Annotated in this window: 20 protein-coding genes; all 20 read right to left on the bottom strand. The window is 37.9% G+C overall.

Annotated features, from left to right (window positions below):
* Window positions 1-51 precede the first annotated feature (51 nt).
* The 20 genes from AC6UD6_RS02320 to rsmH all read right to left on the bottom strand — a co-directional run bounded on the left by AC6UD6_RS02320 (window position 52) and on the right by rsmH (window position 19,301).
* Entirely contained in the window at window positions 52-396 is a 345-nt protein-coding gene (locus tag AC6UD6_RS02320) for a DUF1831 domain-containing protein (protein ID WP_500693918.1), read from the bottom strand.
* The gene (locus tag AC6UD6_RS02315) at window positions 396-1,556 is read right to left on the bottom strand and encodes a cysteine desulfurase family protein (RefSeq protein WP_500695541.1); all 1,161 of its coding nucleotides are present in this window, start codon (window positions 1,554-1,556) and stop codon (window positions 396-398) included. Before AC6UD6_RS02315 ends, AC6UD6_RS02320 begins: the two co-directional genes overlap by 1 nt.
* The gene (locus AC6UD6_RS02310; protein ID WP_500693920.1) at window positions 1,549-2,271 is read right to left on the bottom strand and encodes a 5'-methylthioadenosine/adenosylhomocysteine nucleosidase; all 723 of its coding nucleotides are present in this window, start codon (window positions 2,269-2,271) and stop codon (window positions 1,549-1,551) included. Before AC6UD6_RS02310 ends, AC6UD6_RS02315 begins: the two co-directional genes overlap by 8 nt.
* 19 nt (window positions 2,272-2,290) lie before the next feature.
* On the bottom strand, window positions 2,291-2,659 hold the full coding sequence (locus AC6UD6_RS02305; protein ID WP_500695540.1) for a hypothetical protein: 369 nt from the start codon (window positions 2,657-2,659) through the stop codon (window positions 2,291-2,293).
* A gap of 11 nt (window positions 2,660-2,670) precedes the next feature.
* Window positions 2,671-3,216, bottom strand: coding sequence for an NUDIX hydrolase (locus AC6UD6_RS02300; RefSeq protein WP_500693922.1), 546 nt, complete (start codon window positions 3,214-3,216; stop codon window positions 2,671-2,673).
* A 54-nt stretch (window positions 3,217-3,270) separates the two neighbouring features.
* Window positions 3,271-3,474, bottom strand: coding sequence for a cold-shock protein (locus tag AC6UD6_RS02295; RefSeq protein ID WP_500693923.1), 204 nt, complete (start codon window positions 3,472-3,474; stop codon window positions 3,271-3,273).
* 50 nt (window positions 3,475-3,524) lie between these two features.
* Window positions 3,525-6,326: an isoleucine--tRNA ligase gene (ileS, locus tag AC6UD6_RS02290; RefSeq protein WP_500695539.1), complete on the bottom strand. Its 2,802-nt coding sequence runs from the start codon at window positions 6,324-6,326 to the stop codon at window positions 3,525-3,527.
* A gap of 209 nt (window positions 6,327-6,535) precedes the next feature.
* The gene (locus tag AC6UD6_RS02285) at window positions 6,536-7,216 is read right to left on the bottom strand and encodes a DivIVA domain-containing protein (RefSeq protein ID WP_500693925.1); all 681 of its coding nucleotides are present in this window, start codon (window positions 7,214-7,216) and stop codon (window positions 6,536-6,538) included.
* Between the two features lie 11 nt (window positions 7,217-7,227).
* A complete protein-coding gene (locus AC6UD6_RS02280; RefSeq protein ID WP_500695538.1) occupies window positions 7,228-8,019 on the bottom strand; it encodes a YlmH family RNA-binding protein in 792 nt (263 codons plus the stop codon).
* Between the two features lies 1 nt (window position 8,020).
* Window positions 8,021-8,296: a YggT family protein gene (locus AC6UD6_RS02275; RefSeq protein WP_500695537.1), complete on the bottom strand. Its 276-nt coding sequence runs from the start codon at window positions 8,294-8,296 to the stop codon at window positions 8,021-8,023.
* Window positions 8,297-8,307: 11 nt separating this feature from the next.
* Window positions 8,308-8,724 carry a cell division protein SepF gene (locus AC6UD6_RS02270; protein WP_500693927.1) on the bottom strand — a complete coding sequence of 139 codons (417 nt, stop codon included), beginning with the start codon at window positions 8,722-8,724 and terminating at the stop codon, window positions 8,308-8,310.
* Between the two features lie 20 nt (window positions 8,725-8,744).
* Complete coding sequence (ftsZ, locus tag AC6UD6_RS02265; protein WP_500693928.1) at window positions 8,745-10,028, bottom strand: cell division protein FtsZ; 1,284 nt, start codon at window positions 10,026-10,028, stop codon at window positions 8,745-8,747.
* A gap of 20 nt (window positions 10,029-10,048) precedes the next feature.
* Window positions 10,049-11,404 (bottom strand): cell division protein FtsA, encoded by a 1,356-nt coding sequence (gene ftsA, locus AC6UD6_RS02260; protein WP_500695536.1) that lies wholly within the window; start codon window positions 11,402-11,404, stop codon window positions 10,049-10,051.
* Between the two features lie 99 nt (window positions 11,405-11,503).
* Window positions 11,504-12,319, bottom strand: a complete 816-nt coding sequence (locus tag AC6UD6_RS02255; protein WP_500695535.1) for a cell division protein FtsQ/DivIB — start codon at window positions 12,317-12,319, stop codon at window positions 11,504-11,506.
* Window positions 12,320-12,331: 12 nt separating this feature from the next.
* Window positions 12,332-13,444 carry an undecaprenyldiphospho-muramoylpentapeptide beta-N-acetylglucosaminyltransferase gene (murG, locus tag AC6UD6_RS02250; protein WP_500695534.1) on the bottom strand — a complete coding sequence of 371 codons (1,113 nt, stop codon included), beginning with the start codon at window positions 13,442-13,444 and terminating at the stop codon, window positions 12,332-12,334.
* Entirely contained in the window at window positions 13,444-14,820 is a 1,377-nt protein-coding gene (gene murD, locus AC6UD6_RS02245; RefSeq protein WP_500695533.1) for a UDP-N-acetylmuramoyl-L-alanine--D-glutamate ligase, read from the bottom strand. Before murD ends, murG begins: the two co-directional genes overlap by 1 nt.
* 24 nt (window positions 14,821-14,844) lie before the next feature.
* Entirely contained in the window at window positions 14,845-15,801 is a 957-nt protein-coding gene (mraY, locus tag AC6UD6_RS02240; protein WP_500695532.1) for a phospho-N-acetylmuramoyl-pentapeptide-transferase, read from the bottom strand.
* Window positions 15,802-15,822: 21 nt separating this feature from the next.
* On the bottom strand, window positions 15,823-17,964 hold the full coding sequence (locus AC6UD6_RS02235; protein ID WP_500695531.1) for a penicillin-binding transpeptidase domain-containing protein: 2,142 nt from the start codon (window positions 17,962-17,964) through the stop codon (window positions 15,823-15,825).
* Window positions 17,961-18,344 (bottom strand): cell division protein FtsL, encoded by a 384-nt coding sequence (gene ftsL, locus AC6UD6_RS02230; protein ID WP_500695530.1) that lies wholly within the window; start codon window positions 18,342-18,344, stop codon window positions 17,961-17,963. The genes AC6UD6_RS02235 and ftsL overlap by 4 nt, the downstream gene beginning before the upstream one ends.
* A 12-nt stretch (window positions 18,345-18,356) precedes the next feature.
* On the bottom strand, window positions 18,357-19,301 hold the full coding sequence (rsmH, locus tag AC6UD6_RS02225; RefSeq protein ID WP_500695529.1) for a 16S rRNA (cytosine(1402)-N(4))-methyltransferase RsmH: 945 nt from the start codon (window positions 19,299-19,301) through the stop codon (window positions 18,357-18,359).
* Window positions 19,302-19,311 lie beyond the last annotated feature (10 nt).

Genomic DNA, 19,311 nt, shown 5'->3' with positions numbered 1-19,311 from the left:
GTATTTACTATCATACTCTACTAACTAACATTCTTGCAACTTTTCACTCTTCTACACTTTTTGAAATACTTTTCTTAAAATCATATTCTGCATAATGAAATTAAACTGATCACGTTCTTCTTGATGATTATCATTAGAAAAGATATCCACATCATTCATTTCATTACCATCAACGACTGCCATCTTAAATTCACTCATATCAGAATTGATTGTAATCTTAAGCTTGATCGCCCTTTTATTGAATGGGGACTCAGGGTCAATGGATTTCTTATAGGAAAAATTGCCACTTTTAGTGGTGTTAAAACCAAGGTCAAGTAAAGTGTATTGTTTGATTTCTGGGTTCAACTCATATTTGTCAGTTCCACCCTTTAACTGGACTACCTTTGAAAATGCCATTACTTCTTGTTTCCCTTCTTCAAGCGATGAACAATCGCCGTAATCTCAGTAACTAATTTTTGAATGTCTTCATCAGTGGTATATGCCCCAAAACTAACTCGAATGGATTCTGAAAGTCTAGGACTATCTTTTCCAAACATTGCAGTTAAGACATGAGAAGGTTCTAAACTACCAGCGGTACATGCTGATCCACCCGACACGGCAATCCCCGCTAAATCTAAATTAGTCTGCATAACATAGGTAGAAATTCCCTTGATCCAAATGTTTAAGACGTGTGGCAGGGTATTATCACTCATCGATCCGTTTACATCAATGTCAATTCCGTTATTAGTTAATCCATCAACCACTTCGCGCTTAAATCGCATAAAATCTTCTCTTCGTTGCTTTTTCTTTTCACTAGGAAGGTTTCTAACGGCCGTAGCAAATCCTGATATTTGGGGAATATTTTCGGTTCCGGCACGTCGTTTGTCTTCCTGATCGCCACCCATAATATAACTGGTAAAATTAATTCCATTTCGTCGATACAAAAAACCAATCATTTTTGGACCATTTAACTTATGAGCCGATGTAGATAGTAAATCAATATGATCCCTTTTGACATCAATATCAAGTAGACCATAAGCTTGCACAGCATCAGTATGAAACCAAGCCTGATGATCTTTAAGTAGTTCCCCAATTTCATGAATCGGATTCTTACTACCCACTTCATTATTTCCCATCATGATTGAAACCAAAATCGTGTCATCATCAAGCGCATTCTTCAGATCAGTTAAAGAAATATTACCTTGCTTGTCAACCGGTAAATAAGTAACTCTAAATCCATGATCTTCTAAATATTTCATTGGCTTTAAAATTGCTTCATGTTCAATTGCAGTTGTAATAATGTGATTACCAAGACTCTTTCGAGCTTCAGCCGTTCTAATCACAGCTGTATTATCACTCTCAGTTCCACCACTTGTAAATACAATTTCGTTATCATCCGCATTAATACTTTTAGCAATCACATGTCGACTATCTTCCAAGATTTCTTTGGATTGTCTTCCAAGTTGATACAAAGTAGAAGCGTTTCCAAAGTTATTTTTAAACTTATCGTACATGTCATCCAACACTTCACTGGAGACTGGTGTGGTTGCGGCGTTATCTAAATAGATCTCACCCAATTAAATCATCCCTCTGAGCTTCTTTAGTATTCTTAAATAAATTTAATAGCATCTGTGCCGAACGTTTTCCGGCGTCAACAACAAACTCATCAAAACTCTGATTAGCGTTTTCATCACCAACATCTGACATCGCTCTAATAACGACGTACGGAATATTAAACTGGTGGGCAACTTGTCCTACTGCAGCGCCTTCCATCTCGGCCGATAAGGCATCTGGAAAGTTTTTCAGAATTTCATCGATCATTTTTTGTCCAGCAATGAATTGATCTCCGGTAACAATCAAACCCTTTTTAGGGTTAATTCCGGTATCTTTTGAAGCATCGGTAATTTTATTAATCCAAGTGTTAGAAGCGTCAAATCGAGCTGGCTGACCGGGTAATTGACCGTATTCATATCCTGCAGCAGTAGCATCAACGTCATGATAAGCAGTTTGAGTGGAGATTACTAAATCACCAACGCTCAGTCCTTCCCCAATGCCAGCTGCTGATCCAGAATGAATGATTACATCAACATCAAAATTCTCAAGTAAAAGGGCCGCTGTAATTCCTGCTTCAACTTTGCCAATCCCAGATTTTACTAAGACAACTTTTTGACCATCGATGGTCCCTTCATAAAACTTGATGCCATTAATATCTTTTTCTCTCTCATTTTTTAATGCTGATTTTAAAGATTTAATTTCTTCATCCATTGCACAAATAATTCCAAATGTTTTCATTTTCCCAAATTCTCCTAAATTATCCAACGAATCTCATAATTGCTAGCACGAGCACAATTAATAACAATAATAATAATATAACGACATTCAATCTTCTTCCGAGTCGTTTACGTTTGTACTCAGAAGCATCTTGTCTTTCTCTTTCATATGAGTCCGGTTGATCGGTATAATAATTCCCCGAAGATTCATCGGATTGACCCTTATTAGCATGATGAAACAATCGATCAAACCAGCTTCGCTTTTTCAAACGGGCATGCCGAGTCTCTTGATTTTCTGATTCATTATCATAACGAGTACGGGGATCTCTTCTCCCACTATCACCATACATGCGCTGATACTCAGATCTAGTCATTTCAGACCGATCTTTTTCCCTATCATTAACTACCATATATTGACCGCCTATTTCTGCATCAGTTCCCAGTATTGGATTGCCATAATTGTCTTAGCATCAATGATTTTGCCACTTTTCATCATTTGTTTGGCTTCATCTAGCGTATACTCATTAATTTCTAAAAATTCACCAGGATCTCTAGGTAACTTTGTCTTCACTGGGGTTAATCCCTCCACTAAGTACAAATACATATACTCATCAGAAATTCCAACTGATGGATAAAATGAATAAAGCTCTTTAATTTCCTTAGCGTTATATCGAACTTCTTCATTTAATTCCCTTTTAACGGCATGAATCGGTGAATCATTGTCGCGATCATCCAATTTACCTGCAGGGATTTCAATCATCACTTGTTTTGCTGGGGCGCGCCATTGTTTCTCTAAAATCATTTTATTGTCTGAGGTGATTGCAAGCATTGCTACTGATTTACAGTGGTGAATAATCTCTCTAGAGGCTAACTGTCCATTTGGAAGCTTAACTTGCTGTTCTTCTACTTGAGCAATTGGTCCATTATAAACCGGTTTACTACTAATTACTTTTTCTTCAAAATCCATAATAATCACCTTCCAAAAATAGTTTAACCATAATATAACCCCAATGCAATTGCTTTAATCTTGATGTAAAACCACCTTAGCAGCCTGGAAACCGTGTTGTCCCATGGCTTTTACAAAATCAACTTGATCACCAGGCTTAATTTGCTTTGGATTTCCAGAAATAATTCCAGTAATATGCATGAAAATGTCATCAGAATTAGGAACCTCAATGTACCCAAATCCCTTATCCCTTTCGTAACTTTTAATCGTACCTTTCATTTCGTTTTACCCCTTTGTTAATAAAAAATCGGGATCAAATCCCGATTCCATTACTTTTCATCAAATCCGTCTGTTGCTGTTTCTGGAAACTCTTCTTTAACAATCTTAGCACAACGACCACAGAACTCTGGGTAATCTGGGTCAGAACCAACATCCTGCTTAATGAGACGACAACGAACACAGGTCTCACCTTTGGCATGCTCTACTTTAATTGCTAAATTATCATCAAATCGATCTGCATCTGAGTCAACTTCATCAATTGATTTAACCTCTAATTGAGAAACCATCAAGATTTGAGCAATATCCACACCTAAATCGTTAAACAGCTTCTTAGTTGCATCATCAACATACAAAGTCAATTTAGCTTCAGACGGTTTACCAATGACTTTACCATCTCGAGCTAGTTCCATGGCTTTCAACACGTTCTTTCTCAACTTCATAAATTGATCCCACTGATGACTAATTTCATCTTCATTGTCAAAGTGCTTAACTTCTGGCATTTCAGCCAACTGAACAAATTCTTCTGGTTCATTTAAGAAATTCCAAATTTCCTCGGTCGTGTGGGGGATGATTGGAGTCATTAATTTCGTTAAAGCAACTAGGACCTCGTATAAAACCGTTTGCATTGAACGGCGTCTGTGACCATTCTTAGGATCAATGTACAAAATATCTTTTGCAAAATCCAAGTAGAAAGCCGACAAGTCACTAGTAATAAATGACAGTAATTCCTTATTAATACTCATGAAGTCGTACTTGTTGTAGGCATCTTTAACGTTTTTAATTAATTGATTCAAGCGAAGCATCATGTACTGATCAGCATGGTTCATGTCTTCATACTTAACCGAATCTGATTCTGAATCAAAATCACTTGTATTAGCTAACATATACCGAATTGTATTTCTGATCTTTTTATAACTATCAGAAACGACCTTAAAATTACCCATTGATACCCGTACATCAGCTGAAGTATCAACAGTGGTAACCCACAAACGAACAATGTCAGCTCCCATTTGCTTGATAACATCACTTGGGGCGATCGTATTTCCAAGTGATTTACTCATTTTGTGACCTTTTTTATCCAGGGTAAATCCTTGTGATAAAACATGTTTGTAAGGTGCAATGTCGGCATAGGCAACACTTGTAATCAGACTAGAGTTAAACCAACCACGGTATTGATCGGATCCTTCAACAACGAGATCAGATGGATACGTCAATTCAGGGCGTTCAGCCAAAACGCCCTGATGAGAAGTACCAGAATCGAACCAAACATCCATAATGTCATTTTCTTTGGTAAACTTACCATTTGGTGAATGCTCACTAGTAAATCCGTCTGGTAAAAGATCATTGGCTTCCCTTTCAAACCAAATATCGGAGCCATATTTACCAAACAAACTAGCAACGTGTTCAATCGTCTCATCAGTAATGATTGGTTCTCCATCTTCACCATAGAAAATTGGTAGTGGAACTCCCCAAACTCGCTGTCTAGAAATGACCCAGTCACCACGATCACGAATCATGTTATAGAGTCGCTTTTGGCCCCAATCAGGGTTAAATCCAACCGTATCGATGGCATCCAAGATTTCTTTTCTAATCTTATCAACTGAGGCAAACCACTGTGGGGTAGCACGATAAATGACAGGCTTTTTGGTTCGCCAGTCAAAGGGATAACTATGTTTATAAGGCATGTAATGAATTAACTGTCCCTGTTTTTTTAACTTATCCAAAGCAATTTGGTTAGCATCCTCATAAAAGACACCTTCAAAATCAGGACCGGCTTCTTTAGTGAGGTATCCTTTAGCATCTACAGGAGCAAATACATCTAAACCGTATTCCATCCCAATGTTATAGTCGTCCTCACCAAATCCAGGAGCAGTGTGAACTAACCCAGTTCCGGAGTCATTAGTAACAAAATCGCCGTTCATTACAACCAGTTGACGATTTTTGTCAAACGGATGTTGGGCTTTAATGTTGTTTAGATCCTTCCCTTTGACCGTCTTTAAGGTTTTAATATTTTCCCAGCCGAACATTTCTGCGTCTTTATCAAGTAAATCGGTTCCGATAACATATTTTTTCGGGTCATCATCGTGTTGAATAATCGAATAGTTAAAGTCGGGTTCAACGGTAATTCCCTCAGAACCAGGAATCGTCCAGGGCGTCGTAGTCCAGACAACCATATAAGTATCATCATCTAAAATTCCATTTCCATCAATCACTTTTTCAGCAAAAAATGCCGACGGAGAAGTCACATCATGATACTCAACTTCTGCTTCCGCTAGTGCGGATTCCGATGACCAAGACCAAATTACCGGCTTAAGTCCTTTATAAATCAAGCCTCGATCAGCCATTTTACCAAAAACACGTACTTCAGCCGCTTCATATTCGGGCATTAAAGTAAGGTATGGATTATCCCAGTCCGCTGAAACACCTAAACGTTTGAATTCATCACGTTGGCGGTCAACTTGTTTTAAGGCATAATCGTGACAAAGTTTACGAAAATCATTCGTAGACATCTCTTTGCGATTATAGCCTTTCTTTTTAAGTTGCTGTTCAATTGGTAGTCCATGAGTATCCCATCCCGGAACATAAGGAGCACGGTATCCATTCATGGATTTAAATCGAACAATAATGTCTTTGGTGATTTTATTCATGGCGTGTCCCATATGGATATCACCGTTAGCATACGGAGGTCCATCGTGTAATACAAACGATGGTTTGCCTTCATTCAGTTTTTGCCGTTGTTGATAAAGTTGATTATCTTCCCATACTTTTTCCCGTTCAACCTCTTTAACGGGAAGATTTCCTCTCATTTTAAACTTAGTTTTACCTAAGTTTAGCGTATCCTTAATTCTCATAGTATCCTCCTCAAAATAAAAAGACTTCGCCCTAATAGGGACGAAGTCTTCGTGGTACCACCCAAATTCAAAATTAACAACCGTTAATTTTCTCATTGCATCATAGACTATTAACGAAGTGATCTTTTGCTAATAATTACTTTTTTAGGCTCACACCAACCCTAATTCGCTGAAAAGACCATTAGCAACTTTCTATCTTCAATCTATCATTATTTATGTAGCTTATCATTGGGATAAATTTCAACTGTCGGATCCGTGTATGGTCCTGAAACCGACTCCACAACAAATTGATCACCCTTTGAAGAATCATTACTAGATGAGTTTACACTGCCAATAGCCTGCTTGTCAAGATTCTTCACAGCATCTTGAATCTCATCATAATTGCTAAAATTACTTGAATCGAGTAATTTATTCCAATCTTCACTCTGGGCAAAGTCTAACTGACTTTTAAGCATTCCAATCATCTTTTGACGGAAATCCTTCACACTATTTCTAAAATCATCAGTCGCAATCGAAAGACTTTGAGCCTGTTTCGAAGTGTTACCCATGATTTCATTTGATTGAGCAGTAGCTTCAGTTAAAATAGAATCGGCTTGCTCTTGAGCCTTTTGTTTGATTTCATTTGCATCACTTTCTGCATCCTTTTTAACCTTATCAGCTGCTTCTTGGGCAACTAAAATCGATTGGTTCAAAGAATTCTTTAGGTCATCATAGTAAGTGAGGTCTTTTTTGGTTTTCTTTAATGATCTTTTAAGCTCCTCATTCTCATCTTGCAGAATTTGGTAATCTTTAGTGAGTTGATCTAAAAAGTCATTGACTTCATCAATGCTGTATCCTCTCATTTTTAGTGAAAACTTTTTATCATGAATATCTTGAGCCGTTAGCGTCATAATATCCCTCCTCATTTATTTTTTATTACGTTTAACTCAGCTTTTAATTTTCCCTTTTTCGAGTGGCCATTGTATCCCACTACCTTTATTCTACCGTATCCTCTGACAGAAATCATATCAGAAACTTTAATTTCATAATTTGGTTTAGTAAACTCAAACCAATTTAAACGAACCTTTTCGTGTTCAATTAAACCTTTAGCCATACTTCTAGAGATATGAAAACCAATTGAAATAACAACGTCTAAACGAAATGATGGTAAAGTAACAAAATCTACTATCCAGTCATCTTTTTGCTGAACAATTTGACTAAAATTAATTTGGCTTAAATCAACCTTTACTTTACCAATACGATCAACTGATCTTATCAAATACTTAGCCATTTCATTCTCACAAATAAATTGCCAACGTTCTCCGTCGGTCAAAATATCGCCGAGAACTTTGCGTTCAATTCCACTTCCCATCAAACTTCCAAGAACTTGATTGTGATGGATAGACGCAAATTTTTCAGGATATTGAATCTCAATTAGTGATAATTCATAATCATCAAACTTCGGCACAAAATAGTCTGGATAAATCAGACCTCGTTTCATCTCAGCATTTTGATATCCACCAAACGTCAACAGCTTCAAACTAGGATAACGATTTACCAAAGTCTGAAGTAAATAGCACTCCCTTGAGTTGAGAAAACTAGTAAGAACTGGACGATACTCAGAACTCGCACTATCAATCCAATCACTTGCAGTTTGAAGGAACGGTAATTCGGATTTTCTAAAATGTTGTTCAATATTCTTTTCAACACCCATTTTATGCGACCAAACTTATGATAATATTTCCAATGTAGGTTACACCAAACTGTAAAAGTTGAAGTACAACTAAGGCCAATATTGGCCCAAATCCTAACATCCCAATGTGAGCAAAATTAAAGTACTCTAAAAAAGGATTCACAATCCGACCCAAAAACTGACCAAATCGAGACTGTGAGGCACCTGGAAACCATGTCAGTAAAGCATCGATTACGATTGCCAACATATAAATCTGAATTGCATAATTAATAATCTGTGCAATCCAAGTAATTACCATTACCAATTAAATCATCCTAACCTACTATTGAACTTTTCGTCCATTGCGCCATCAATATCAAAATTGTTAGGAGCACAGAGAAAAATTTTCTCATCAATTCGTCTTATTTTTCCATCAATAGCGTAAATAGTCCCATTTAAAAAATCAACGATTCTTTTGACGGACTCATTACTAACCCCGTCCATTTTAACAATTACAGCATTCCCACCAATTAATTTACTGGCAATACTTTTTGCGTCAGCATAAATTCGGGGTTCCATAACAGCAATTTTACTATTAGAAATATCACTTTTACTCATTGATACGACCTTACGCGGATTATTTTTTACAGATCGAACGCTATCAACATTATTTTGGTTTGAGTCGTCGTCTTCATAAGTCTCGTTATTATCATCGAGACCAAAAAAACGCTTAAAATTATATGACATTACTAGCTCCTCTCCGAATACTATTGCTTATTATTTCGGTTCCGATATCTGAAGAATGGAGGGACATCATCATTGTCGTTTCCACTATCATTATTATTTGAATCAGAATTATTTCCAGCTTCAAATGGTTCAAAGTCTTGCTTTTCCACGTTCGAAAACTTGTCATTATCTGATGAATCAGCATTTCTAACTTCGTTTTGGTTATCACTAATGTCCCAGTTGTGAAGCGGATCATCATTACTAGAATCAGCTGAATTATCTTTAGTAGCATTATCAGTCTTAGGACTAGCAAAGGTACTCGAACGATTCTTCCTAGTTAGTGCTGGGCTAGCAGAACGGTCTGGATCCCCAGTCTGAATCCCAGTTGCAACTACCGAAACTTTAACTTCATCACCCATATTTTCATCAATTGAGGTTCCAAAGAAGATATTAACATCATTTGACGTTGCATCAGATACGATATTGGCGGCATCTTGTGCCTCAGCAAGTGATAACTCTGGTCCGGCAGTTACATTCAGCAAGACTTGTTGGGCTCCGTCGATTGAAACTTCCAATAATGGCGAATTAATGGCTTTCTTAGTTGCTTCTTCAGTTCGGTTTTCGCCGGTTGCTGCACCCACTCCCATAAGAGCGGATCCTTGATTCTGCATTACACTTGTTACATCGGCAAAATCCAAATTAACAACCCCAGGACTAGTAATCAAATCAGTGATTCCCTGAACGCCCTGACGTAAAACGTCATCAGCATCCTTAAAGGCTTCCATCATTGGAGTTTTTTTATCAACCATATCTAACAAGCGGTTATTTGAAACCACCACTAAAGTATCAACGTTTTGCTTAAGGGCTTCAATTCCTTCGGTAGCGTTATGATCACGTTTTGGTCCCTCAAAAACGAAGGGACGAGTAACAACCCCAACTGTCAATGCACCAGCATCTTTAGCGATCTTGGCAACAATCGGAGCTGCCCCAGTTCCAGTTCCACCACCCATTCCTGATGTAACAAACACCATGTCAGCATCGTGTAAGGCATCAGTAATGGCTTCTTCACTTTCTTCAGCTGCTTTTGATCCAACTTCTGGATTTGAACCGGCTCCTAGTCCCTTGGTAAGCTTGGGTCCAAGATTAATCTTAGTTTCTGCTTTAGAACTCCCTAAAGCTTGTAGGTCGGTGTTAGCGGCAATAAATTCGACCCCTTTAACGCCTTCTTCGATCATTCGATTAACGGCATTTCCACCACCGCCACCAACTCCAATAACCTTAATTGTTGCACCATTATTTTTATTTGCATCCATTGAATAGTCCATATTTTATAAATACCCCCGCGTTACTCGAAAAAGTGGTGTACAATGCCACTTAATTTTTCGCCTAAATTCTTATCACTCTTTGGTTTCTTTTCACGTTTCTTTTTTGCCGTTTTATTCTGACGTTTTTGCTTAAAGGGAATGGATCCAGATACGCTTGGTTCAGATCGAGGTTCAATTTCTCTGGCATTTCCGTTGTCATCATAGGCGAACTCACCATGGTCAAATGCTGAACGTACTAAACGCTCAATTTGACTTAAATTACCACCATAATTAACTAATGATAATGCTAACGATAGTGAGGGGTGTCTTAAACCAATTTGATCAGGAATATAAACTCTGACATTAACGCCAAAGGTATTAGCGGCTAATTCAGCAATTCCTGGCATAGAGGATACCCCGCCAGTTAGCACAATCCCACCAGGGAGACTTAATGCATCAATTCCATCAAGATCATCTTTGAGTCTGCCAAAGATTTGATCAATTCGTGCTTCGATAATTTCAGCTAATAATTTTTCACTTACATTAACTGGTTGTCCTTGGCCAACAACTTCGACTGGAAACTCATTATCTTCACTAGCTTGATCAACATCAGCATATCCATATCCACGTTTCAACTTTTCAGCGTTAGCGGCAGAAGTGTTTAATACTGAAGAAATATCTTTAGTTATGTATTGTCCACCCTCAAGATCAACATTGGCGTATTTGAGTTCAAAGTCATGAATAACCGCAACCGTTGATTGTCCTCCACCTAGGTCAATCAATATTGTTCCAAACTCTTGCTCTGATTCACTTAAAATATATTTTCCTTCAGCCTGGGGATCGACAACCAATGCTTCAATATTCAAACCAGCATTAGTAACGGCCTTTTTAATATTATGAATAATAGTCTTAGGCCCACTAATCATTCGACCATTCATTTTCAAACGATTTCCAACCATCCCTCTTGGATCTTGAATACCGTCAAAACCGTCTACCATGAATTCATCTGGAGTTAAATCGATCACTTCACGTTCGGGTGGAAGGTTAGTATCAATAGCAGACTCAGACACATCCACAACATCATCGTTTGTGATTTCCTCAGACTGGTCGGGGAGCTCAATCATCCCAGAACATTTATCAATTTTAATCTGATCAGCCGGGATGCCCACAATTACATTGCTAATTTTGACACTTGCCTTTTCCTCAGCCTGACTAACAGCTCGTTCAATAGCATTTGACGCCTTATCAATATCAACAATAACTCCACGACTAACACCAGTTGATTTTTCATTACCAACTCCGATTACATTCATTTGACCGTTAGCCTTCTCAGCTACAATCACTTTAATCGAAGTAGTTCCAATATCTAAACCAATGTACATATTTGAATCGTTCATTATCTGGAACCTCCATATAGGGTCTATTGAAAAAGATGATCCAATATACCATAATCTCACTTAATTTTAACACACATGATGAACGTTAATAAAGAGCTCTCATTTCCCCAAAGGATAGGAGTATGCCCCCACCTCCATGTTAATCACGCTCTTTTGTTTTAGGTCCTTAGCAATTGCAGGATAGTAAGCCATTTTATCTGCCATGGTACTGATTTTTACGTAAATCTCATTTCCATCTTTCATCAAAATCTGAACTCGCTCCGGATTACTTTTAGTATTAGCATTTTTTAACTCTTTAATCTGATTCCTAATTGATGGACTAATTTTTTTATATTGTCTTAACACATTCCTAATTTCATTGCCCTGTTTAAATCCAGAAACAATGCAGACATCGCTAGGATCATCAATTTTCACTGCTTCACCGGAGATATGACCTGATGGGTAGACGGGATAATACTTTCCGGCTTTAAAAATGTACTCCGGATTCGAATATCCATCTACCTTCACCATTAATTGATTATGCTTTTTAAAAGAAAAATCAACGTGTTTAACCTGCGCATTATGAGCTAACACATACCTTTGGGCTTTAGCTTTGTTTCTCTTTACCATTATCAGCGAATCCCCGACTTGAAATGGAATCTGATCTTTAATGTTTTCGCCCTTGAGTTGATGATTAGTTTGAATGTTAATCGATGAAACCCGACTGTATGGCAGTACCAAATAGAGAGAAATTAACGCTACAACTATAAACAATAATAGGATTGGCAAAAAGCCTCTAATTAATTGCTTGCGCTGTTGCTTTCTAATCCCAGGGATTTTGTGTCCGACTCGATATCGACTATTCTTCCTTTGTTTTCTCTCCTGGTACCTTTCCAACCGACCTGATGAATTGGAATCATTACCGCTAGTTTTCATTAAGATCACCCGTTAAGCTTTTTTATGATGCTTCTCAATTGCCTGCTCACAAACGCCTAAAAGTTTATCAGCAGCATCACGAACTCCCATGTCATATGAGTTAGTAGCCATTTGCTTTCTTAATTCGGTGTTATGCATTAAAGAATCGACTTTTGTCACTAAAGATTGCCCATTCAAATCTTTTTCAGTCAAAATCATAGCGGCATTATTTTTTACGAGACTCATTGCGTTCTTAGTTTGATGATCCGCCGTAACATAGGGACTTGGAATTAAAATGGCCGGAATTCCAATGGCAGTTATTTCTGCAATACTAGTGGCACCAGCACGTCCAACAATTAAATCAACTTTAGGCAGAACCGCTGGCATATTTGAAATATAAGGTAAAACGGCAATATTATCGTTAATTTTAACGTTTTTTAAATCATTTTTAACCCCTTGATATCGCTTCTGGCCGGTAACAAAAACAACTTGGTATTTTCGTCGGTCAAATTCAGGGATCGCTTCTACCGCTGATGAATTAATCTTTAGTGCACCCTGACTTCCACCAAATATCAAAACCGTCGGAACATCATCTTTTAAACCAAACTCACTCCACTTAAAGTCGCTTTTCATATTAGCAACCTGCTGTGCCCGTGGATTGCCAGTGAAAACAACTTTATTTTCGGGAAACTGTTTTCGGGCATCGTCAAAAGCAATGGCAATTTCATCTACATAACGACTCAAAAAACGATTAGTGAGACCAACAACACTATTTTGCTCATGAATAACGGTAGGAATTCCTAACTTAGCTGCGGCATATACTACGGCTCCACAAACATACCCGCCGGTTCCAACCACAACATCTGGTTTAAACTTTTTAATGATCTTTTTTGATTCTTGGACACTTTTTAAAAACAACCAGATCGTTTTAAAGTTATACAGACTAAACAACTTCCGTTTGAATCCTTGAATTTTTAAGGCATCAAATTTAATTCCCTTTTCTGGAACAATTTTACCTTCCAATCCGCGATCGGACCCAACGTACAAAACCTCTGAATGAGGCTTTTGAGCTTTTAACGCGTCAATTAGGGCAAGCGCCGGATAGATATGTCCACCAGTTCCTCCCCCAGATACAATCATTCTCATTATTTAGTCTCCTTTTTCCCAGTTAGCTTCTCAACGTCTTTGATGAATTCATCCCCACGATCACGATAAGTGGCAAATTGGTCCCAACTTGCGTTAGCCGGTGACAACAATATGATATCTCCTGGTTTACTCATTTTAATCGCTTCCGGTACGGCTTCATCAAGGTCTTTAACTTTTTTAATTTGTGGAACACCAGCTTTTTTAGCAGCATCTTCTAACAAGTCGGCGGTCTCACCAAACAAAACAATTCCAGCTAAATTAGACTTAAAATCAGGAACCAATTTATCAAAGGTATAGCCACGATCTAATCCACCTGCTAACAAAATGATCGGTTCATCAAACCCTCTTAAAGCCATTTGGGTGGCCTCAATGTCGGTTGCCTTAGAATCGTTATAAAACTCACGATCGTCAGAAGTTAAAACATATTGAACACGATGTCTAACTCCACCAAAATTCTTTAATACTGAAACAATCGCTTCAGTAGATATCTTATATAGTTTAGCTACCGCAATTGCGGCTAAGGCATTTTGAACGTTTTGTTCACCCGGAACCCGAATGTCCTTTTCATGCATGATAAATTCATCTTTAAAGTAAATATCACCCTCAGAAACGTAGGCTCCATTTTTGTACTTATCAGTGAGTGAAAACGGAACGATTTGAGCTTGACTACGCTTGCTTAATTCTCGCCATTCAGCACTATCAAAATTCATGATAAGAAAATCATCTTTGGTTTGGTTTTTAGTAATCTGCATCTTAGCATTTACGTAATTTTCACGTGTTTTGTGGTAATCCAAATGGTTGGAAAAAATATTAGTGATGACAGCAATATGCGGGTGAATTTTTGGAGTCCCCAGTAACATAAAACTCGAAATCTCTAATACTAAGACATCGTTCTTATTAACTTCTTGAGCCACTTTAGTGGCGGGAATTCCAATATTTCCTCCATCTAGGGCCCTTCCATCTTTTTTACCCGCTTGCAACATTTTAGTGATCATAGTGGTAGTGGTAGTTTTCCCATTACTACCAGTGACTCCCACAATTGGAGCATCTGAGATTTCTGCTGCAAGTTCCAATTCCACAATGATCGGAATGTTTTTATCTTGAGCGGCTTTAACCAAATCATTATCGTATGGAATGCCAGGATTCTTGACCATCAGATCAATTCCATCTAATAGGGAAAGAGGTGATTCACCTGCTACTACTCTTACACCATCCGCTTTTAATTCATCGTATTCTTTAATTTGATCAGCTGGCTTTGCATCGGTTAAAGTGACATTTGCTCCCAACTTAACCAATAGTTTAGCAGCATTGGTTCCACTCATTCCAGCCCCAAAAACTAAAATATTTTTATCTTTATAATTGTCCACGTTTTTCATAATTAAAATTAAGCTCCCTAAAAATTAAATCATTGTAATAACGCCAGTGATTGCAGTAAACAAACCTACTAGCCAAAAGACAATATCAATCTTCCATTCACTCCATCCCATCATCTCAAAAGTATGGTGAATGGGGGTCATCTTAAAGATTCTTTTTCCAGTTAGTTTAAATGACGTAACTTGTAAGATGACACTGGCAGTTTCAACAACGAATACCAATCCAACCCATAATAACGAAAGTTCATGATGAAGCAAAATTGAAACGGCAGCTAAAGCGCCACCTAGTGCTAGAGAACCCATGTCACCCATAAAGATTTTAGCAGGCTTGTGATTAAAAAGCAGAAACGCGATAAGCGCACCTGCAACTGCCATGCAAAACATTTCAACTTCAAACTGGTGTTGAAAATGAGCGACAACGGCATACGCTCCAAAAGCTATAATTGATAGTCCACTTACCAATCCATCCAACCCATCCGTGAGGTTAACGGCGTTAGAAAAGCCTGCTAGCCAAAAAATGATAAACAAAACATAGAAATACCCCAATGGAATCTCGCCGAGGTTAAAAAAGCGAATTGACATTGGAAATCCATTAGCATAGTAAACCCAAGCAAACACCAACGCTCCAATGACTTGAAGCAAGAACTTTTGCCAAGCTTTAAATCCTTCATTTTGACGCTTAAACAGTTTAATTGAGTCATCCCACATCCCAATTAGTCCATAAAACACAAGAACAAAGATTAAAATGAGCAGCGTTGACTTCAATTGGCTAACTACTAATCCATAGATCAAGCACGTAATAACGATTGCAATTATGAAACCTAATCCTCCCATTGTGGGCGTTCCACTCTTACTTTCATGCCAGCTGGGACCTTCCTCCCTGATCATCTGACCTTCATGCTTTGATCTAAAATAACTTATTAATACTGGCGTTAGTCCCAGTGTAATAATAAATCCTCCAATTAGTGGAATTAACCAATCCATCACTTTTCATCCTCTCAAAATTTATTTTAATTTAACTGTCAACGTAGTTTTGGGGGTAATTCTTTGGCCTACATTGATACTCTGACTTTCTACTTTTCCTTTACCGCTGGTATTTAATTTGATACCCAATTGATCACTAAGCGTTTGAACGTCTTTTTCGCTCCAACCTTTAAGACTAGGCATCTTTAATACCCCACTAGTGATCAAAATAACGTGATTATCTCCTGAACCAGCACCGATCGCCGTTGGACTTTGCTTAGTAACCGTGTCACCATCACCAATCACAATTGGCTCCAGATGACTTTTACTAAGTTGCTCTTTAGCCACATCAGTCTTTTGACTAACGACATCTGGAACTTGCACATCATCAGCTGTATTTTGGGTTAATGCCCGCTGCATAACTGGATTGAAGATTTGCGCCATCAATTGGGTAGCGGTCTTTCCACCATTTAAAGTGGGTTGTTTCATACTTACGTACATAATGTATCTTGGGTTTGAAGAAGGTACCATTCCAGCAACCGAATACAAGTAACTATCGTCACCATTCTCATAACCGCCAGATCCATTACTTACCTGAGCAGTACCAGTCTTTGCAGCTACTCGATATCCAGGAATCTTGTAATCTTGACCGATCCCATATGGCTTATAAACAACATCTTCCATATGCTTTCGAACGGCTTTAGAAGTTGAGGGTTTAATGGGATGACCCAACGTTTCTTCCTTATAATTCTTAACCACCTTATTGTGATCATTGGTTATATCATCAACAAACCTTGGCTTGATCATTTTGCCGTTATTAGCAACTGAAGTCATGGCTTGCACCATCTGCAAAGCAGTTACTTGAATACCTTGACCAAAGGCAGTATTAGCCTGTTCAATTGGTAACTTAAATTGCATATTCCCCGAATCATCATCACCAAAAACTGAATTAGTATTCTTCAGAAACTGAAACCGATTAATGTAATCTTTCCAAGTATTTGGCCCCATCTGTTGTTCCAAATGTGCCATGGCAACGTTACTAGACAAGGCAAATCCCTTATTATAAGTGATCATTCCCCATCCTGTTGGTAGCCAATCGGGCACAATCTTACCATCAATATCATATTTGCCTGATAAATAACGCTCATTTCCATGGAAATTACCACTATCAATTGAAGCGGCTAGCGTAAAAATCTTCATGGTTGAACCTGGCTCAAAAGCATCTTGGGTTAATGTATTCCGCCAAATTCCACCTAATCCCTTGCCAGTTGTAGCATTGAAAGTTGGTCGTTGAGCAGCGGCTAAAACTTTCCCAGTCTTAGCATCAATCAGCATGGCATTCATACTCTTTGGATGAACCTGTGATTGTACCTCACTCATCTGGTTTTCAAGCAGAAATTCTAATCGAGAATCAATTGTGGTATGAACACTATTCCCGTTAACCACTGGTCGTTCCTTTTTATTATCATCAGGTACTTCGTAACCATAATTATCATGTCTTACTTCTTCATACCCATTTGTCCCACTCAGAACTTTATTAAATGACTTTTCAAGGCCCATTTGTCCCACTAAGTTTGTCTCCTTAGTCTTGTTATTGGTAACTGGAGAAGCCAACCCAACAATGTGAGATGCAAAGACCCCATTTGGATATAATCGACTCTGTTGTTGAACAAATTTGATGCCGGGCAAATGATGAGAAACAATTTTTTGTTTATCAACTAAAGAAATGTTTTTTCCCGGATTTCCAAATTCAACCTGAAAGGCTTGTTTCTTTGGTTTAAGGGCCTTAAGGGCATCTTTGTAACTAATCGGCAAGTTTTCAGAAAGGATCCGAGCTGTTTTTTCAGGATTAGTTACGTAATCTGGTTTATCATCTTTAGTCTTTTGCGACTTGTTTAAAATAGCATAAATCGAGTAAGTACTGGTATCCTCAGCCAACGCTTGATTATTGTTATCATAGATGGTTCCACGTTTAGACTTAATCACGTTAGTTTGGGCATACAAACTCTTTGTTTGCTGTGCCAAATTAACGTGATTCGCACTTTTGAAAATTGCTTTTTTAAAAAAAAAGCCGAAAATCAACAGGAAAACTACAATTACTAAAATCCGAAAATACATCCCAAATTTTTTTCGATTAGCAATCGCATTTTTCCGATTTTTTATCTGCTCTTGTTTTTTATTCATTTTGTGACGTTCCTTATTTGATCATTTGAAAGTTTTAATCCCGATCCTTTAGCAACCTTATCTAAACGTGAACTACTTTGAAGTTCATCAATCTGTTGCTTAAGTCCGGTATTGGTATTATGTATTCTTGTTGATCGACTCTCAGTATCTTGCAACGTTTGTTGGGCCCCTGAAAGTGAAATTCTTGTCCAAACCAATGCGACCGACATTAAGAATATCATCGCACATCCAACTACTAAAATTGTAATTTCCAGCTTAGGACTGAACTTATGTTCTCTTTGGGGAGTAGTAACACGCTTTGAATTGATCTGATTTCTTCGATATGTTTCATACGCGTTTCCATTTGAATATTCTTTTTTTGCTAGACCATTTTGTGCCAAAGTTCCCACCTCCTATTTAATTTTCTCAATGATTCTGAGTTTGGCACTGTGCGATCGATGATTTTGACTAAGTTCATCAGCACTGGGTAAAATTGGTTTTCTTTGGACCATTTTAAACTTTGGTTGCATTGAATCCGGTATGACCGGTAAATCATGGGGTAAATCTTGAATGGTGGTTTTTTCTTTAAAAATCCCCTTTACCAAACGATCTTCAAGCGATTGAAACGTGATTACACTAATCCGACCATGAACATTTAACATGTCTAACGCCTGCTCAAGTGAATCTTCTAAAGCGCCTAACTCATCATTAACGGCAATTCGTACGGCTTGAAAAACGCGCTTAGCTGGGTTACCACCATGTCTTCGTGCTGGAGCTGGAATGGCATCCTTAATGATTTCAGCTAACTGACTTGTAGTATCAATTGGATGATCAGCTCTATTTTTTTCAATACTACGAGCAATTTGCTTAGAAAATTTTTCCTCACCATAACGATAAAAAATTTTCACTAACTTTTCATACGACCAGTAATTAATAACTTCCCAAGCATCTAGATCGTTTCTTTGATCCATCCGCATATCAAGACGAGCATCCTTTTGATAACTAAAGCCCCGCTCGGCATCATCCAATTGTGGTGAAGAAACTCCTAAATCATAGACAACCCCATCAATTCCAACGACATCATAACGTTTCAAATCACGTTTAAAATTTCTAAAATTATCATGAATAAAAGTAATTTCATTATCTTTTAAGAACTTTTCTAAATTGGTTTGATTATAATCGATGGCAACTTGATCTTGATCAAAAGCGTATAAATGGCCATTTTTTAGTTCCGACAAGATCTTAGAACTATGGCCTCCGCCTCCAAGAGTACAATCAACATAGATTCCATTGGGCTTAACATTCAGACCACGAATAGCCTCATTTAATAAAACCGTTTGATGTTTAAACGTAGACATTAAAATTCAC

Source organism: Fructilactobacillus sp. X8R2C1, from assembly GCF_059900955.1.
This window is presented reverse-complemented; position numbering and strand designations above follow the sequence as displayed.

Bases quoted from the DNA above. Each gene is read 5' to 3' on its own strand.
- AC6UD6_RS02320 (WP_500693918.1), bottom strand. From the start codon at position 396: ATGGCATTTTCAAAGGTAGTCCAGTTAAAGGGTGGAACTGACAAATAT.
- AC6UD6_RS02310 (WP_500693920.1), bottom strand. From the start codon at position 2,271: ATGAAAACATTTGGAATTATTTGTGCAATGGATGAAGAAATTAAATCT.
- AC6UD6_RS02305 (WP_500695540.1), bottom strand. From the start codon at position 2,659: ATGGTAGTTAATGATAGGGAAAAAGATCGGTCTGAAATGACTAGATCT.
- AC6UD6_RS02300 (WP_500693922.1), bottom strand. From the start codon at position 3,216: ATGGATTTTGAAGAAAAAGTAATTAGTAGTAAACCGGTTTATAATGGA.
- AC6UD6_RS02295 (WP_500693923.1), bottom strand. From the start codon at position 3,474: ATGAAAGGTACGATTAAAAGTTACGAAAGGGATAAGGGATTTGGGTAC.
- ileS (WP_500695539.1), bottom strand. From the start codon at position 6,326: ATGAGAATTAAGGATACGCTAAACTTAGGTAAAACTAAGTTTAAAATG.
- AC6UD6_RS02285 (WP_500693925.1), bottom strand. From the start codon at position 7,216: ATGACGCTAACGGCTCAAGATATTCATGATAAAAAGTTTTCACTAAAA.
- AC6UD6_RS02280 (WP_500695538.1), bottom strand. From the start codon at position 8,019: ATGGGTGTTGAAAAGAATATTGAACAACATTTTAGAAAATCCGAATTA.
- AC6UD6_RS02275 (WP_500695537.1), bottom strand. From the start codon at position 8,296: ATGGTAATTACTTGGATTGCACAGATTATTAATTATGCAATTCAGATT.
- AC6UD6_RS02270 (WP_500693927.1), bottom strand. From the start codon at position 8,724: ATGTCATATAATTTTAAGCGTTTTTTTGGTCTCGATGATAATAACGAG.
- ftsZ (WP_500693928.1), bottom strand. From the start codon at position 10,028: ATGGACTATTCAATGGATGCAAATAAAAATAATGGTGCAACAATTAAG.
- ftsA (WP_500695536.1), bottom strand. From the start codon at position 11,404: ATGAACGATTCAAATATGTACATTGGTTTAGATATTGGAACTACTTCG.
- AC6UD6_RS02255 (WP_500695535.1), bottom strand. From the start codon at position 12,319: ATGAAAACTAGCGGTAATGATTCCAATTCATCAGGTCGGTTGGAAAGG.
- murG (WP_500695534.1), bottom strand. From the start codon at position 13,444: ATGAGAATGATTGTATCTGGGGGAGGAACTGGTGGACATATCTATCCG.
- murD (WP_500695533.1), bottom strand. From the start codon at position 14,820: ATGAAAAACGTGGACAATTATAAAGATAAAAATATTTTAGTTTTTGGG.
- mraY (WP_500695532.1), bottom strand. From the start codon at position 15,801: ATGGATTGGTTAATTCCACTAATTGGAGGATTTATTATTACACTGGGA.
- AC6UD6_RS02235 (WP_500695531.1), bottom strand. From the start codon at position 17,964: ATGAATAAAAAACAAGAGCAGATAAAAAATCGGAAAAATGCGATTGCT.
- rsmH (WP_500695529.1), bottom strand. From the start codon at position 19,301: ATGTCTACGTTTAAACATCAAACGGTTTTATTAAATGAGGCTATTCGT.